Raw genomic sequence first — 16,975 nt, forward strand, 5'->3', positions numbered from 1 at the left:
TTATTAACAAACAGATGACTATTGACCATTATACATGGTCAATTGAAGGCTAAAAGTCTTTTTATAGCTCCTCATTTAATCCAAATCGTAGTCTCCAATATCTTCTATTAAGATAGATTCCATTTTTCTTATAAATTTGGTAAGCTAAATCCCCAATATGTGCACTACCCGATTTTTACTACCTGTTTTTCTTTTGCTCGTCATTATAGAGGGTAATGCCCAAGGTTGCAGCGATGCTGGCTTTTGTACCATGGGTGCCATGAAACCAGATCAACCCTTTAATAAAAAATTAAAGGTAAGACTTAGGTCAATGGAAATCAGTTTCTACAGAGGCACTACCACTGCCACACCCATTGTTTACGTTGCCAATGCCGATATGAGCTTTAGCCTAAACAGTAAAAATTCTTTTCAAATTAAATTACCTTATCAGACGGTTCAGAGTGGCACTTTCGACCAAACTGGTGGCTTGGGCGATATCTCGCTTTGCTTAACAAGAAGTCTTTTTACCTCCGAGCGTTTTGATATAAATCTTTCTATTGGCACCAAAATACCTAGCAATGATTCAAACTTAAAGGCCAAGGGAAGATTTGAAGGCAAACCTTTACCCATGTACTATCAAACAAGTCTGGGTACTTACGATGCAATCTCTGGTATTTCTGTACTAACAAAAAACTGGTTGTTTGCTACAGGTATTCAAATTCCTTTAAACCAAAACAACAATCAATTTTTGTGGGAAGAATGGAACGACTACCCTGACCAGTCTTATTTAGAAAAATATAGCCAAGCAAGAGAATTAAGACGTGGTATTGATGTTATGTTGCGCGCTGAAAGGAATTTCAGATTCTCGCAATTCAATTTTTCTGCAGGATTACTACCCATTTACAGAATTACAAACGATGAAATTACAGATGCTAACGGCACACGAGTAAAACCAGAAGGTGCAAGAGGATTAGCTTTATCTGGAATTGTTACCGCGGGCTATAATCTAAATGTTAGAAACTCAATTAGATTATTAGTCGGTCATAAAATTGTGCAACGCGATCGCAACCCTGACGGATTAACAAGAGTGATGGTGACAACTTTTAGTTACAATTACAGATTCTAACCATGAGACTCGTCACACTTCTTCTATTAGTAATAAATCATTTTGCGCTGGCACAAGGTAGCCTCACCAAAGTTGATTCGCTCTTGTTGGATGGCAAAGGTGAAGAAGCTATTAAACTGCTTAATGAAACCTTACCTGCAGCAAGCATTAACGATAAGCCCTATCTGCAGCTCAAGATGGCAGAGTCATGGTTATCGCTTCAGCAATACGATAAAGCACAAGCATTAATTGAACTTGTTAAGCAAGACGGTGCAACAGGATTACTGTCGGCTGAATTAAAATCAATGGAAGGATACCTCCTACTCTACCAGGGAAAGAATGAACAAGCTGAAAAAGTTTTAGTGGAAGCAGAACAAATATTGACTAAGGAAGGGCAGGCATCAGGTTTAGCCATGGCAAAAATATTAACAGGACTAGGACTAGCCTATTATAACGATGCCAAATTAAAACAAGCCGAAGAGCACTTGCTTATGGCATTATCGATCCGCTCAAAAATACTTCCCCAAAATCATGAACTAATTGCTGCTTCGTATAACGACCTTGGTTTGGTTTACAGTCAAAGCGATCCTGACAAGGCATTAACATACTATGAAAAAGCATTACCAATCTATTTAGCATTGCATGGAAAAGAACATGCGAAAATTGCTATCAACAATACCAACACAGGTGTTATTTACAGTAACCTTGAATTATATGGTGACGCCATAAATAATTTAGAAGAAGCACTTAATGTCTGGAATACGCTTATAAAAATACCTAGCCCAAGAAAGGCCTTTGTTCTTTTTCAGCTTGGCTACACTTATCAGCAAATGAAAAACAATGAAAATGCTGAGGTCTATTATTTGAAAGCACTAGAAGAGTACAGAAGAAGTTATGGCGAAAAACATCCGGATATCGCATCTGTATTAAATGCATTGGGTAATCTTGAACGACTGAAAGACAATTACCCGCAAGCACTTACTTACTTTCATGGTGCGTTAATCAGTAATTTAAAAAACTATTCAAATCCTGACGTAAACAACATTCCTAAAGCAGTAGAATTCTATAATGGAAAATACCTGCTATACTCTATGATGTACAAAGCGCAGACTTTTGAAGCGCGTTATTTTGGTAAGACTTTAAAATTTTCAGATCTACGTACAGGACTTCAATACCTCATGGCGTGTGATTCGCTGATAGATGAGCTGCGCCAGCAAAGTAATAATGAAGCAGATAAAATTACACTTGGTGCGGTAGCCAACGAAGTTTATGCTGATGCTGTGCGTATTGCGGTAACCATGAGCGATGTGGCTTTTGGTGATCGCGATGATTATAGAGAAAAAGCATTTTACTTTTCAGAAAAAAGTAAGTCTGCAGTATTGCTGGAAGCCATCTCCGATGTAAACGCAAAATCATTTGCAGGAATACCGGCTAATCTCCTTGAGGATGAAGAAAATATTAAATCTGCCATAACACTTTGCACACAAAAACTAGCACAAAAGCCAACTGCCGAAGAAGAAGTGTATTTGCGTGAGTCACTTTATGCATTAAATAAGCAGTACCTTGAATTCACTAAGTCCCTGGAACAACAATATCCAGATTACTATAACCTGAAGTTTAATACAAAGACACCATCTGGTAGCGATCTGCAAAAAATTACTGATCATGAGACTGCACTGTTGAGTTATTTTATTGATGATAGTAAAGTAAACAGCTCTAAACGTCTCTACATTTTCGTAATTACACAAAAGAAATTAAGCATTGTAACACATACACTAGATGCTACCTTCGATAAATACCTGACTGGATTCAGAAACGCGCTTTATTACAACGAAAATAGAACCCTTAATACCGTAGCTCATAAACTATACAAACTGCTCGTTCCGGCTCTGCCAAAAAATATAAACAGCCTGGTCATTTTTCCTACAGGTCGTTTAGGTGTTATACCATTCGAAGCACTTATTAGTAAGCCTGTAAAAGATGAGACTTCAAGTCCTTCTTATCTTATTAAGCAATATGCAGTTCGCTATGAATTCTCGGCATCATTAGCGTTACAAAAACATGGTGCTGATAAAAAAGCGATTCAATCCATTTTACTTTGTGCGCCAATAACATTTAATGAAATCGATAACCTTACTTCACTTCCGGGAACTAATGAAGAGGTGAAAAATATAGGTACACTATTTAATCAGGCATTGGCTAAGGCCACAATTGCAACCAATGAACAAGCCAGTGAGGGAAGGATAAAATCTGATGAACTTGAAAAATTTGATATCGTTCATTTGGCTACCCATGGTATTGTGGATGAATTAAATCCTGAGCTATCCAAAATATTTTTAAAGGCAAGTAATGGTGAAGATGGCTATTTGTACAGTGGAGAAATTTATAACCTTAAACTTAATGCTCAATTAGTAACGCTTTCTGCCTGCCAAACCGGTTTAGGAAAAATAGCTAAAGGCGAAGGTGTAATTGGTTTATCAAGAGCATTGATATACGCTGGCGCAAAAAATATAATGGTGTCGTTCTGGAGTGTTGCAGATGAGTCTACTGCCTTACTAATGGAAGATTTTTACACGAACAAACTACAAACAAAGAGCACATTCACACAATCGCTGCAACAGGTTAAAATAAAAATGCTTAACAGTAAGGTATACAACTCACCATACTACTGGGCACCTTTTGTTTTAATTGGGTTTTAATGGATGTCTTATGCTTCATTTTAGCATACTCAGGCAAGGCACTATGATATTCTTTGGTCTGGCAGGACTTACGTTATAAAAAGTTATTTACCACAGATTTCACAAACGTTCACAGATAACTCGCATTAATTCTGTGCAAATCTGCGTAATCTGTGGCAGTTAGTGATTACCTAAATATACGGTATATGAAAATTGTAATACTCTTCCTTTTCTCTTACTCATTTCTTGCTGCACAAGATCAAGACTTTACCGCCATACGTAAGGTCTTGGCACAACAGCAGCAAGATTGGAATAGTGGTAAGCTCGAATCATTCATGCAGGGTTATTGGAAATCTGATAGTTTAAAATTTATCAGCAGCCGAGGTATCAATTATGGCTGGCAAGCTACGCTTGATGGCTACAAAAAAGGCTACCCAACAACGGAAGCAATGGGTAAACTTACCTTTACCATCATCAGCATAGAAAAACTTTCGGATGAATCGGCCATGGTAATAGGCAAATGGCATTTACTAAGAACTAAAGACGAGCCACAAGGACATTTTACACTCCTCTGGAAGAAAATAGATGGTCGATGGGTTATTGTGGCTGATCATACGAGTTGATTTTATGTTTACCTTTGTGTCGCAAGTTGTTCTACCGCTGTCTCGATTTATCGGGAGGGAGGAAAGTCCGGGCAACTAAGAGCACCGCACCCTTTGAAAGGAGGGGATTCCGCTAACACGGAAGCCAGACAGTGCCACAGAAAACAAACTACCCCAACTCGACTTGTCGAGATCAGGGAAAAGGTGAAAAGGTGGGGTAAGAGCCCACCGTGCTTGATGGTAACATCGGCTGCATGGCAAACCTTGCGGGTTGTAAGATCAAATAAGTTCCGATTTTGGGTGCTTGAACCAACCTTCGACTTGTCGAAGTATCGGAATGGGTAGATCGCTTAGATAAATGGTAGAAGTCCCCTGACTGATCGGTCGGGGGATACAGAACCTGGCTTATAGACTTGCATTTTTAAACATAAAGCCGCTGAACCGAACAGGTAAGCGGCTTTACTCATTTTATTCCTATCATTACAGTTCAATTCTTTTACCATGGCTAAAATTCTGATCATTGAAGACGATCAAAAAATTCGAAACAGTTTAAAAGAAATCCTGGCAGAGAAAGGACATCAGGTTGATGAAGCGCCTGATGGTGTTGAAGGATATAAAAAACTAGAAACTGGAGAATATCAGCTTTGCCTCAGCGATATTAAAATGCCAAAGATGGATGGCATGGAAGTACTGAGCAAAGCCATGAACAATGGTATCCCTACTAACTTTATTATCATCTCTGCTCACGGCACCATTGATGTGGCTGTTGAGGCAGTTAAAAAAGGCGCCTTTGATTTTCTTTCCAAACCTTTTGATCTGAGTCGCCTCGAGATCACCGTTCGAAATGCTTTAGAAAGAACCACGCTTGTGGAAGAAACTAAAGTGCTTCGCAAAAAAGTACAAAAGCGAACTGAAATTGTAGGTGAGAGTGCTGCCATACAGGCCGTAAAAGAAATGATTGAGAAAGTGGCGCCTACTGATGCTCGTGTATTAATTACAGGCCCCAATGGTTCGGGTAAGGAATTAGTAGCGCGTCAATTACATGAGCTAAGCAAGCGGTCTGGTGGCCCTTTAATAGAAGTAAACTGTGCAGCCATACCCTCAGAGTTAATCGAGAGTGAATTGTTTGGTCATGAGAAAGGTGCATTCACTTCTGCCATCAAACAAAGGCTTGGCAAATTCGAACTGGCAGAAGCGGGAACACTTTTTCTGGATGAAATCGGGGACATGAGTTTGTCGGCTCAGGCTAAAGTACTCAGAGCCCTACAGGAAAATAAAATAACAAGGGTAGGTGGCGATAAAGAAATACCGGTGAAAGTAAGGGTTGTGGCTGCTACCAATAAAGACTTAAAAAAAGAGATCGAGGAGAATCGCTTTCGCGAAGATTTGTATCACCGATTGAGCGTTATTCTTATAAAAGTACCTGCTCTGGATGAAAGGAAGGAAGACATCAGTTTACTGGTGCCGAAATTCTTGAATGATATAGCGGAAGACTACGGAACTAAGGCTAAAGCTATTGACAAAACTGCCTTAGGCCTATTAAAGACGCATTCCTGGACAGGAAATATACGTGAGTTAAGAAATGTTGTGGAGCGACTGGTAATAATGGCCGATGAGACCATTACAGCAGAGGATGTAAAAAAATACCTTTAAAGAGGTAATTAGATCTTATTCTCTACTTTTTTAGGTGCCGGAGCCTTGCTGTAAGTAGGGCAAGTGTACTGGCTACAAGAAGCTAAAAAGATAACTGCTACGATAACTACAACTAATTTCTTCATTCTAGTGGTTTTTAGGGAAGAACAAATTTAAACTTAAGCTTCTATAAAACAAATTCAAGGCCAGATAATTCATCTTAACGTAAAATACGACTACTCAACCATTAGGTTACAACCACGCACATCACTGTTATCAGAACGGCCCAAAACCTCGAAATTCCCGTATTTATTGACTTTTCCTAAATCTTCCGTCTCAATAAAAGCCAAAGAGTAAATATTAGCCAAGTCTATCACATTAATTCCACCGGTTTCATCAATCAGCCCCTTTCTGAACGGATCCGTGATTTCACGAATAATTACTTTCATACTGTGGGACGGGTAGAAAAGGTGAGCTCCTTGTGTATAAGCCTGACTAAGCAATTCGGTCATGCCATATTCAGAATAAACTTTATCCAACTTCAGGTTGGCCTTCAATTGATAGTGCAATTCATCGCGCGTAATTTCTCTTCTGCGTCCCTTCATTCCTCCTGTTTCAAATACCAATACATCCCGCCAGTCAGGTTTGTATAAATCTGCAACATCCAGTAATGCATAGGTAACACCCCACACAATTATTTTTTTTGATGATGCCTTGAGTCGAGCAACATCTTCAACCAGTTTTTCATAATTATTGCGGTAGAAACCTGAGTGATCCGAGCCTGTTTTTTTTATGAAATGATCGATCATGGCAACCAAAGACGAATTACCCTTTTCAAAATAAGAAGGTAACAATGCCAGTAGATGATAGTTAGTTAGTGAACCAAAGTTTTTCTCGAAAATATGTTCAGCATGACTCAAGTAGTCTTCAATATTTTTAATACTGTGTCTACTGGTTTGGATGCCTGTTGTACCGCTACTTTCGAAAAACAGCTTTTCAGTCCAATTTCCCGTTTTTATTGTCTGGTCTTTAAAAAAACGAATGGGTAAAAATGGTATATCCTCAATCCTATCAATTTTATTAGGATTAACACGCAAAGCTTCTAAATATCGGCTGTAAACAAGATTTTCACTGGCCTGAAACCTAAACAAGCGCAAGGCAATTTCATCCAAACTTTGTGCGTTTAGAGAAGATAGAAGCAATTCAAAACTTTTAAAAGTATCCAAGCGTTCTGTATCTTAACCGTTTAATAATAGCCCGTGAAATTAGCTCATAAATTTTTAGGTAGCATACTCATAATTTCTGCCACTAGCAGTTGTTTTGATCCTCCTGTGTTTCCTGAGACACCTACGATCGAATTTGAGAGCCTTGAATTTGTAGAATTTGGTGGCTTTTCTGACCCTGACTCCCTGATTTTGAAAATCAGGTTCAAAGATGGTGACGGAGATTTAGGTATAGGTACTATTGTTACTCCAGGGGGTGATTTCATTACCAATGTTGATGATCCCTTCCATGACACAAACTTTTATTTGTCTGAGGGTGGAGAATTAGAAAAAGAAGTTGGAACTGTTACTTTCTACACCGATACTTTACAAAATGGCAGAGCCGAGTTTGTTCCACTTCAAGTAATTAGCCGGAGAAATAATAATGGGAAGCTCATTACCTACAGAAACTATGCAAACTATACTAAACTTCCAACATTTGATAATACTCGAATAGAGTGTTTTGATTTTACCGTACGCGATCTTTTCATTTTTATAGGTAACCTAAATCAGGGCAATCAAAATGATCAATATGATTTACGAAATTACTATGGTTTCAGCGGAGACGCACAAATTGTAGATGAACGTTACCCTATTAAAGACACTATAGTAGATGCATTCAGGAATCAATTCCTACATTTAAAAGATACATTTTACTTTCAAATCAACCCGAATCATTACAACATTGAAGTAGACTTTTTTGTAAAAGAATTTGCTAATGGCAATGACAATGATTTTAGAGAATACAATTGGCGTGAGGAGTTTTGTACAACTTACGATGGACGTTTCCCTCAGCTAAGCGATTCTTCAACACCATTAGATGGTATACTTACTTACAATATGACCTCAACAGGTTTCAAAACAATATTTGGTGTCAAAAGAATTAAACTTAAAGTATCAATTAAAGACCGGAAATTGAACAAGAGTAATGAGATATTTACGAATGAAATTCTGTTGAATTAGCATCTGTCATTTTAGTTTGATTTTCTAACTGACCCACCACTGCTCGAGTTTGTATTTGAGCGTTCAGGATTACCCCTGTAACGTATGTTTCCCCCACTACTGGCGCGTGCCTCAAGATCTTTAACTACCATTAATTTAACAGAAGCACCACTGCTTGCCTCTGCCTCAGCTTTATCGCATGTAAGGTTATAGGCATCTATTTCACCTGCACTACTTGCATCTAACTCTACGGTACCTGCACTTCCCTCAACTACAATTTCACCTGCGCTACTTGCGCCAGCATCTATGGTTTTAGACTCCGTTTTCAACTCAATCGTACCAGCACTGGAGGCTTTTAGGGTAAGGTCATCCGTCTTTAAAATACCTTCATGAAAAACATTCGCTCCTGAGCTGGCTCCAATACTATTAATAGAAACATAGGTAACATATACCTTTACGGTTCGATTTCTAAAGACACCCTCTTCCATGTGAATTTTAAGGTAATCTCCAGATACTTCGGTAATTACATTAGATAGTTCTGTACCAGTGGCCTCTACCCTGACCTCCTCTTTACCCCCCTTTTTCAGGTAGGCATCTATTCCCTCCGATACCTTAACGCCACTAAAAGATGAAAGCTTTCTGGTTTCAGATTCCTGAGCCAAGGTTGCAAGACTAAAAAGCCCTATACATATGGTGAAAAAAATCTTTTTCATAATTCATTTTTCTAAAAGACAGTAAGCTATGGCTTAGGTTGCACAATATTTTCATTTTTTTACTTCGGATGTACAAAATCCGTGTAAATTTCATTAAATTTCTAAACCTTATTAACAAAATTGCCCCTCAAAACCAACTATACGTTATGACATTCGATAAGAAATCAGAGTTAAACATCCTTATAAACCTGGCTGCCAGCGACAACAAAGTAGAAGAGAAAGAAGCCAAGCTTATCCACACCATTGCCAAGGCTAACGGGATCAGCAAAGAAGAAGTAGAGTCGATGATCAAAAGCCCTAAGCCCATTCACAATGTCAATGGTATGACTCAGGAAGAAAAGTTTGAGCACCTTTACTACCTAATCCAACTTATGAAAATGGACGGTCAGGTTTTCAGAAGTGAAATAATTTTCTGCGAGCAAATGGCTGAAAAACTTGGCTTCAAAAAAGGTGTCGTGTCTGAATTGTCTGCAAACATTTACAGTGATCCATCTATTACAAGTGATCGTGATATGCTTTGGAAAAAAGCTTCTAAGTTTTTCAAATAAGCATCATTTAAGATTTGATGAAAAAGATCCGGTCTCAAAGCCGGATTTTTTGTTTTATACCATTGCCAACAAAGAACCTAACTGTTGTTCGCCTGAACAATAAAAAAATTACGTTAGGAAAAATAATTTTACTATACCTTTGTACCGGACTAAAAAACCAATTATGCCTTTTATCTAGCTTTTTACTTAACCATTAGAAAGAAATTGAAAACATCGATCACCATCTCAACAGTAGTTACGACTACTCCAACCTTTAGCAGAACATCTCAGTTCCTAAAAGAAGCCTGCACGGTGACCAGGCGACCAAGCGCGACTCGCTTTGCGCGTATCTGATACCATTTTAACTACTTATTAAGTTAACCACACTGCCTCAAGGATGTAGTGTCTTTGTGTTTTTGCATGCTTCGCGCTGCACACTAGTATCATTTACTTTCACTTTTGTTCATACAACATTGGAGAATCAACCCATAATTGTCAGACTGGCAACAGCTGACGACATCCGCTATTCCGAAACCATTACTAACGAAATGGAAGAATCAGCCAAAGCGCGTGGCACAGGTATCGCCAAACGCTCGCCTGCTTACATCGAAAAAAAGATGCAAGAAGGTAAGTCTGTTATTGCCGTAACCACCGAGGGTACGTGGGTAGGCTTCTGTTACATCGAAGCCTGGCAACACGAAAAATATGTAGCCAACTCTGGTTTGATCGTAGCTCCTGCTTTTAGAAAAAGCGGTGTAGCCACTGAGATCAAGCGAAAGATTTTCGAGTTGTCGCGACAGAAATACCCACAAGCCAAAATATTTGGCCTCACCACTGGTTTGGCTGTAATGAAGATAAACTCAGAGTTGGGTTACGAACCCGTAACCTATTCAGAGCTTACCAGTGATGATGAATTCTGGAAGGGCTGTCAAAGCTGCGTGAATTACGATATACTCATGAGCAAAGGCCGTAAGAATTGCATCTGTACAGGTATGTTGTTTGATCCGGCAGAAGCAAAAATAATGGCTGCAGAATTGTTGCGTAAAGCAGAGAGTTCACGCAAGCCTGAATTGATTGCTCAACTGGCAAAAGACGCACAAGAACCCAGAAGGAAATTCAAGGGTAACTTTAAATTATTCGATCGCTGGATTCGCTTCAAGCAATTTGTATTGCTTAAGTCACTTCGCAAGAAGAACGAAAACTCAAACATTGAAAAGAAATCATTTCTAACACTATTCTGGTAGCATCATGAAGAAAGTTGTTTTAGCATTTAGCGGAGGTCTGGATACCTCCTTCTGCGTAAAGTATTTAAGTGAAGACAAAGGTTATGAAGTGCATACCCTTACTGTTAACACAGGTGGTTTCGATGCAAAAGAAATTGGGGAAATTGAGGCAAGGGCAAAAGCACTCGGTGTGGCCTCCCACCAAACAGTGGATGAAACCAAAAATTATTACGACACCGTTATCCGTTTCCTTATTTATGGAAATGTGTTAAAGAATAATACCTACCCGCTAAGTGTAAGCGCGGAACGCATGTCGCAGGCATTGGCTGTAGCCAATTATGCAAAAAAAATAAAAGCCGATGCGGTAGCACACGGCAGCACCGGTGCCGGTAACGATCAGGTTCGTTTCGATATGGTGCTAAACATATTAGTGCCTGGCGTGGAAATCATTACCCCGATCCGCGAACTGAAGTTGTCAAGAGAAGCCGAAATTGATTATCTGAAATCAAAAGGTGTACAATTCAATTTTGAAAAAGCACTTTACTCCATTAACAAAGGTTTGTGGGGAACCTCTGTGGGCGGAAAAGAAACCCTGAAGTCGCTGGGAATGCTGCCAGAAGAAGCCTGGCCTACGCCTATCAGCAAAACTGAGAGTGAACAAATTTCACTGACCTTCAAACAAGGTGAACTGATTAAAGTCAATGGCCAACCTTTTGCACATCCGAGTGAGGCAATACAACATTTACAGAACATCGCTGCACCTTTTGGTATTGGAAGAGATATTCATGTCGGTGATACGATTATTGGTATTAAGGGTCGTGTCGGTTTTGAAGCAGCTGCACCGATGCTGATCATCAAGGCACACCATGCCCTCGAAAAACATGTACTTACTAAATGGCAATTAAACTGGAAAGAACAGTTGGCTCAATTTTATGGTACATGGCTGCATGAAGGTCAATACCTCGATCCTGTCATGCGCGATATTGAAGCTTATTTACAAAGTACACAACAACAGGTAACTGGTGATGTACATATACAACTACTCCCCTACAGGTTTGTAATTCTTGGTATTGAATCACCTTTCGACCTGATGTCGTCCAAATTTGGCAAGTATGGTGAAATGAATCTGGGATGGACAGGTGATGACGTGAAAGGCTTTACTAAAATATTTGGCAACCAGACTGCCATCTACCACCAGGTAAAAGAAGCCGTAAAGGATTAACGGCAATTTTAAATTTCAAATTTAAAATTTAAAATTATGGGAGAAGTAAAGATAAAAGCAGGCATTATTGGCGGAGCAGGATATACCGGTGGAGAAACAATCCGCTTATTACTGAATCATCCCCTGGTTGAGATAAGCTTCATTCACAGCAGAAGCAATGCCGGAAAAAAAATACATGCCATTCATCGTGACTTGCTTGGCGAAAGTGAATTGACATTCACGGACAAGCTTGAGCAAGCCGATGTACTATTCCTTTGCCTAGGACACGGTGAGAGTAAGAAGTTTCTGGAAGAGAATCCTATTTCTGCAATCACAAATATCATAGACCTGAGTCAGGATTTCAGACTCGATGGAAATTTTAGTGACAGATCATTTGTTTACGGCTTACCTGAATTGAATAAGCAAAACATTACCCAGGCGAAATCAATTGCCAATCCGGGATGCTTTGCTACCGCTATCCAACTCGGGTTACTGCCTTTGGCGAATGCAGGATTATTAAGTGAAGTTTACACAACCGGCATTACCGGGTCAACAGGTGCAGGACAGAAATTGCAAGACACTACACACTTTACCTGGCGTGCCAATAACATCTCTGCTTACAAAACACTTGTTCACCAACATTTGGGAGAAATAAAAAAATCGCTGACTCAACTTCAACAGCATTTCTCAGCACCGATTAATTTTATTCCATGGCGGGGAGATTTCCCAAGAGGTATTTTTGTTAGCTCTGTCATAAGTACAGATTTAACACTTAAACAGATTCAAAATTTATTCGCTGACTACTATGCGCAACATCCCTTTACTGTTGTATCTGATGATACAATTGATCTTAAGCAGGTAGTCAACACAAACAAGTGCATCATCGGTATTGAGAAAGATGGAAACAAAGTTGTCATCCACACAGCTATCGATAACCTATTAAAAGGTGCCAGCGGGCAAGCTGTTCAGAATATGAACCTGATGTTTGGTTTTAACGAAACCACGGGTCTTAAACTTAAAAGCATTGTCTTCTAACACAAAAAAAACATAACAAAATTCATAAGACAGTTTGACTGTCATTAAAAATATTTTCAGATGAATCTCTTTGATGTATATCCGCTTTTTGATATCAATCCGGTTAAGGCACAGGGCTCCTGGCTGTGGTGCGAAAAAGGTGAGAAGTATCTTGATCTTTACGGAGGCCATGCCGTAATCTCCATTGGTCATTCGCATCCACATTATGTAAAAGCTATTACTGATCAACTGAATAACATTGGTTTTTACTCCAACAGTGTTCAAAATAAATTACAGGTACAACTGGCAGAAAAATTAGGCGCGCTATCCGGATACACCGACTACAATCTTTTCTTATGTAACTCTGGGGCGGAAGCCAATGAAAATGCTTTGAAGATTGCTTCATTCGTTACAGGTAGAAAAAAAATTGTCGCTTTTCAAAAAGCATTTCACGGCCGTACGTCAGGAGCCGTGGCGGCAACTGATAATCCTAAAATAGTAGCACCTTTCAATGCCGGACATAACATCACTTTCGTACCCCTTAACGATGAGAAAGCTTTTGATGATGTCATGGATGGAGATGTTGCTGCTGTTATCATTGAAGGTATACAGGGTGTAGGTGGCATTCAGTTGCCAACAGACTCCTTTCTGCAATACATTGAGAAGAAATGCAAGCAACACAATACCTTGTTGATACTCGATGAAATACAAAGTGGTTACGGTCGTACCGGAAAATTCTTTGCGCATCAATTCGCAAATATTCACCCACATGTGATTACCACTGCCAAGGGTATGGGCAACGGCTTCCCTATTGGTAGTGTTTTGATTCATCCGGATATCAAGCCCTGGAGTGGTATGTTGGGAACAACTTTTGGCGGCAATTATCTGGCCTGTGCTGCAGCTATCGCTGTGCTTGATGTTATGGAAAAAGAAAAGTTGATGGACAATGCATCTATTGTTGGTGACTATCTATTGGAAAAACTCGGACAGATAAAAGGTCTACTGGAAATCAGGGGCAAAGGGTTGATGATTGGTATTGACTTACCAGACGACAAAAAATCCGTGAGAACAAACCTGCTTAAAGCCTATAAGATTTTTACTGGTGAAGCTAAACCCAATACCATTCGTTTGTTGCCTTCCCTCACAGTTACAAAAGCAGAAGCAGATATTTTCCTACACGCATTAGAAAAAGAAGTAGCATGAAACACTTCCTATCCGTTAACGATGTTGAAGACATTGATGCTTTAGTAAATAAGGCATTACAATTTAAAATGAACCCACTTGTAAGTCAGCAAATAGGTGCAGGCAAAAGAATAGGTTTAGTTTTTCTTAATCCCAGTATGCGTACCAGGCTGAGCACACAGATCGCTGCTGAAAACCTTGGCATGAAAGCCATTGTGTTAAATGTGAATCAGGACGGCTGGATGCTTGAGTTTGAAGAAGGCGCGATCATGGAAGGAAGCAGTGTGGAACACATCAAAGACGCGGCTCCTATTCTTGGCACCTACTTTGATATCCTTGGTGTCAGAACATTTCCTGGCTTAAAAGACAAGGAAGCTGACTACAGTGAATTCTATTTGCAGCAATTTATCAAGTACGCGGGCATTCCAATACTCAGTCTCGAGAGTGCTACGCTGCATCCATTGCAAAGTCTGGCAGACATTGTTACCATAGAAGAATTATTTAGAGAGAAGCGCAAACCAAAAGTTGTGCTTACCTGGGCACCGCACGTAAAAGCCTTACCGCAATGTGTCGCCAATAGTTTTGCACAGTGGATCAATGCCTGGGGTAAAGCAGATTTTGTCATCAGTCACCCTGCTGGTTATGAATTAGATGAACAATTTACAAAAGGTGCCAACATAGAATATAATCAGGATACAGCCCTGAAAGATGCGGACTTCATCTATGTCAAAAACTGGAGCGCTTATCAGGAATACGGAAAAATACTCAGTGAAGATAAAAACTGGATGTTAACACGATCCAAACTTGCGACTACCAAGCAGGCTAAAGTTATGCATTGTCTTCCGGTAAGAAGAAATGTCGAATTGAGCGATGAGGTGTTAGACAGTGCTTGTAGTATTGTTACACAACAAGCGGGGAACAGAGTATGGGCCGCTCAAACCGTGTTGGCAGAATTATTAAAAGCGAAGTAATAATAGATTATGAATAAGTTATTTATTATAAAAATTGGTGGTAATGTGCTCGACAATCCTGAGCAGCTCAATTCCTTTCTAAAAGATTTCGCTTCAATTCGTGAGCCCAAAATTCTCATTCATGGTGGTGGGAAAATCGCAACACATATAGGCAACCAGTTGGGTATAGCATCTAACTACGTTAATGGCAGGCGAATAACTGATGAGCACACGCTTGATCTGGTAACAATGGTGTACGGTGGCTTAGTTAATAAAAAAATTGTTGCCACACTCCAGCAACTGCACTGCAATGCTATTGGTATTACCGGTGCCGATGGTAACATGATTAAAGCGGTGAAGCGCCCCGTAAAAGATATTGATTACGGATTTGTGGGTGATATCAAGCCGGGAGATGTTAATACACCCCTGCTCCATGTATTACTAAAACAAAATACCATTCCGGTTTTTGCGCCACTTACCCATGCTGACGGCAAGATGTTGAACACCAATGCTGATACCATTGCTTCTGTTTTGTCAATTGCCCTCAGCAAACATTTCGATATCAGGTTAATTTTCTGTTTCGAAAAGAAGGGCGTGCTCCATCATGTTGAAGATGAAAATTCTGTAATCCGGCACATCACACAAAATACTTATACCAGTTTGCTTCAACAAAATGTATTGAAGGACGGAATTCTTCCTAAATTAGAAAATGCTTTTTCAGCTATTAAATCAGGCGTGAAAGAAGTATTGATTGGTGAAGCTAACGACCTGCTTAAAAACACCGGCCAGGTAACAGAAGGTACACTTATCACGCTTTGACAAGATCATTTATGAAAGAATTGAGCGGCAAAGCAATTGAACTTTTGAGGCAATTCATTACTATACCCTCATTTAGCAGGGAGGAACACAATACTGCTGCAGCCCTGGAAGTTTTTTTTGAACAGGAAGGAATTCCTGCACAAAGGAAAGGAAATAATGTGTGGGCACTGAACAAACACTTTGATGCTTCAAAACCCAGCATCTTACTTAATTCACATCACGATACCGTTAAGCCCAATTCTCAGTACACCAGAGATCCTTTTGAAGCAAGCATTGCGGGAGAAAAACTGTATGGCTTAGGCAGCAATGATGCCGGAGGGCCTTTAGTATCACTCATTGCCACCTTTCTTCATTTCTATAACAAGGAAAATTTGAAGTACAATATAGTAGTGGCTGCTACTGCCGAAGAAGAAATTTCAGGAACCGAAGGCATAGAAAGTATCTGGACATTATTGCCCGCTATAGATTTTGCTATTGTCGGTGAGCCCACCTTATGCGAAATGGCTATTGCTGAAAAAGGTTTGATGGTACTCGATTGCATTGCACACGGAAAAGCCGGACATGCAGCAAGAGAAGAGGGCATCAATGCCATCTATGAAGCCATCGAGGATATTAACTGGTTTAAGTCTTATCAATTTCCTAAAGTGTCTACAACGCTTGGCCCTGTTAAAATGAGTGTAACCATTATACAGGCCGGGCAACAGCACAACGTAGTGCCTGCTGAATGTCGTTTCACCGTTGATGTACGACTAACCGATGCTTACAGTATGGAAGAAGTACTCGCAACAATTCAAAAGCATTGTAAAAGTGAAATCAAACCACGTTCGATAAGGCTGAAACCATCTGGTATTGCACTCAATCATCCTTTAGTAGTGGCTGCTAAAAAATTTAATATTAACCTTTACGGTTCACCCACTACTTCCGACCAGGCATTAATACCGACACCCTCAGTAAAAATAGGCCCTGGTGATTCCGCCCGCTCGCATAGTGCAGATGAGTTTATCTATGTAAAAGAAATACAACAGGGCATTGAAACCTACATCAAGTTGCTAAACGAAATCATATAATGAAATGGATAATAAAATCTATGAGACAAGCGTAGCTATTTGTTAAATGTTAATCTGTTTTGAAACCACTAGGTTTTAA

At 39.7% G+C, this 16,975-nt stretch carries 16 protein-coding genes and 1 other RNA gene; 14 read left to right on the plus strand and 3 right to left on the minus strand.

Annotated features, from left to right (window positions below; all coding sequences use genetic code 11):
* Positions 1-157: 157 nt before the first annotated feature.
* The 5 genes from SanaruYs_RS10370 (at position 158) to SanaruYs_RS10390 (ending at position 6,017) form a co-directional block, all read left to right on the plus strand.
* Positions 158-1,105: a hypothetical protein gene (locus SanaruYs_RS10370; RefSeq protein ID WP_127122481.1), complete on the plus strand. Its 948-nt coding sequence runs from the start codon at positions 158-160 to the stop codon at positions 1,103-1,105.
* Positions 1,106-1,107: 2 nt separating this feature from the next.
* Positions 1,108-3,783, plus strand: a complete 2,676-nt coding sequence (locus tag SanaruYs_RS10375; RefSeq protein ID WP_127122482.1) for a CHAT domain-containing protein — start codon at positions 1,108-1,110, stop codon at positions 3,781-3,783.
* A gap of 185 nt (positions 3,784-3,968) precedes the next feature.
* Positions 3,969-4,385 carry a YybH family protein gene (locus SanaruYs_RS10380; RefSeq protein WP_127122483.1) on the plus strand — a complete coding sequence of 139 codons (417 nt, stop codon included), beginning with the start codon at positions 3,969-3,971 and terminating at the stop codon, positions 4,383-4,385.
* A gap of 18 nt (positions 4,386-4,403) precedes the next feature.
* An RNA gene (gene rnpB, locus SanaruYs_RS10385) (RNase P RNA component class A) lies at positions 4,404-4,788 on the plus strand.
* A gap of 77 nt (positions 4,789-4,865) precedes the next feature.
* Complete coding sequence (locus tag SanaruYs_RS10390; protein WP_127122484.1) at positions 4,866-6,017, plus strand: sigma-54-dependent transcriptional regulator; 1,152 nt, start codon at positions 4,866-4,868, stop codon at positions 6,015-6,017.
* A gap of 8 nt (positions 6,018-6,025) precedes the next feature.
* Here SanaruYs_RS10390 and SanaruYs_RS20100 read toward each other — a convergent pair whose 3' ends face one another.
* A complete protein-coding gene (locus SanaruYs_RS20100; protein ID WP_160118636.1) occupies positions 6,026-6,142 on the minus strand; it encodes a lipoprotein in 117 nt (38 codons plus the stop codon).
* 90 nt (positions 6,143-6,232) lie between these two features.
* Entirely contained in the window at positions 6,233-7,222 is a 990-nt protein-coding gene (locus SanaruYs_RS10395) for a LuxE/PaaK family acyltransferase (protein ID WP_127122485.1), read from the minus strand.
* Between the two features lie 33 nt (positions 7,223-7,255).
* Between SanaruYs_RS10395 and SanaruYs_RS10400 the strand changes: the two genes are divergently transcribed.
* Complete coding sequence (locus SanaruYs_RS10400; protein ID WP_127122486.1) at positions 7,256-8,221, plus strand: hypothetical protein; 966 nt, start codon at positions 7,256-7,258, stop codon at positions 8,219-8,221.
* Between the two features lie 11 nt (positions 8,222-8,232).
* Here the strand turns inward: SanaruYs_RS10400 and SanaruYs_RS10405 are convergent, their stop codons facing one another.
* Complete coding sequence (locus SanaruYs_RS10405; protein ID WP_127122487.1) at positions 8,233-8,913, minus strand: head GIN domain-containing protein; 681 nt, start codon at positions 8,911-8,913, stop codon at positions 8,233-8,235.
* 146 nt (positions 8,914-9,059) lie between these two features.
* On the opposite strand from SanaruYs_RS10405, the gene SanaruYs_RS10410 reads away from it, so the two are divergent.
* The 8 genes from SanaruYs_RS10410 (at position 9,060) to SanaruYs_RS10445 (ending at position 16,896) form a co-directional block, all read left to right on the plus strand.
* Positions 9,060-9,461, plus strand: a complete 402-nt coding sequence (locus tag SanaruYs_RS10410) for a TerB family tellurite resistance protein (protein ID WP_127122488.1) — start codon at positions 9,060-9,062, stop codon at positions 9,459-9,461.
* A 452-nt stretch (positions 9,462-9,913) separates the two neighbouring features.
* Complete coding sequence (locus SanaruYs_RS10415; protein WP_127122489.1) at positions 9,914-10,684, plus strand: GNAT family N-acetyltransferase; 771 nt, start codon at positions 9,914-9,916, stop codon at positions 10,682-10,684.
* Positions 10,685-10,688: 4 nt separating this feature from the next.
* Entirely contained in the window at positions 10,689-11,885 is a 1,197-nt protein-coding gene (argG, locus tag SanaruYs_RS10420) for an argininosuccinate synthase (RefSeq protein WP_127122490.1), read from the plus strand.
* A gap of 36 nt (positions 11,886-11,921) precedes the next feature.
* Positions 11,922-12,899: an N-acetyl-gamma-glutamyl-phosphate reductase gene (gene argC, locus SanaruYs_RS10425; RefSeq protein WP_127122491.1), complete on the plus strand. Its 978-nt coding sequence runs from the start codon at positions 11,922-11,924 to the stop codon at positions 12,897-12,899.
* 60 nt (positions 12,900-12,959) lie between these two features.
* Entirely contained in the window at positions 12,960-14,081 is a 1,122-nt protein-coding gene (locus SanaruYs_RS10430; RefSeq protein WP_127122492.1) for an aspartate aminotransferase family protein, read from the plus strand.
* A complete protein-coding gene (locus SanaruYs_RS10435; RefSeq protein WP_127122493.1) occupies positions 14,078-15,031 on the plus strand; it encodes an N-acetylornithine carbamoyltransferase in 954 nt (317 codons plus the stop codon). The genes SanaruYs_RS10430 and SanaruYs_RS10435 overlap by 4 nt, the downstream gene beginning before the upstream one ends.
* A gap of 9 nt (positions 15,032-15,040) precedes the next feature.
* Positions 15,041-15,829, plus strand: coding sequence for an acetylglutamate kinase (gene argB / locus SanaruYs_RS10440; RefSeq protein WP_127122494.1), 789 nt, complete (start codon positions 15,041-15,043; stop codon positions 15,827-15,829).
* An 11-nt stretch (positions 15,830-15,840) separates the two neighbouring features.
* Complete coding sequence (locus tag SanaruYs_RS10445; protein ID WP_127122495.1) at positions 15,841-16,896, plus strand: M20 family metallo-hydrolase; 1,056 nt, start codon at positions 15,841-15,843, stop codon at positions 16,894-16,896.
* Positions 16,897-16,975 lie beyond the last annotated feature (79 nt).

It is taken from the genome of Chryseotalea sanaruensis, from assembly GCF_003990915.1.
GTDB classification, from domain to species: domain Bacteria; phylum Bacteroidota; class Bacteroidia; order Cytophagales; family Cyclobacteriaceae; genus Chryseotalea; species Chryseotalea sanaruensis.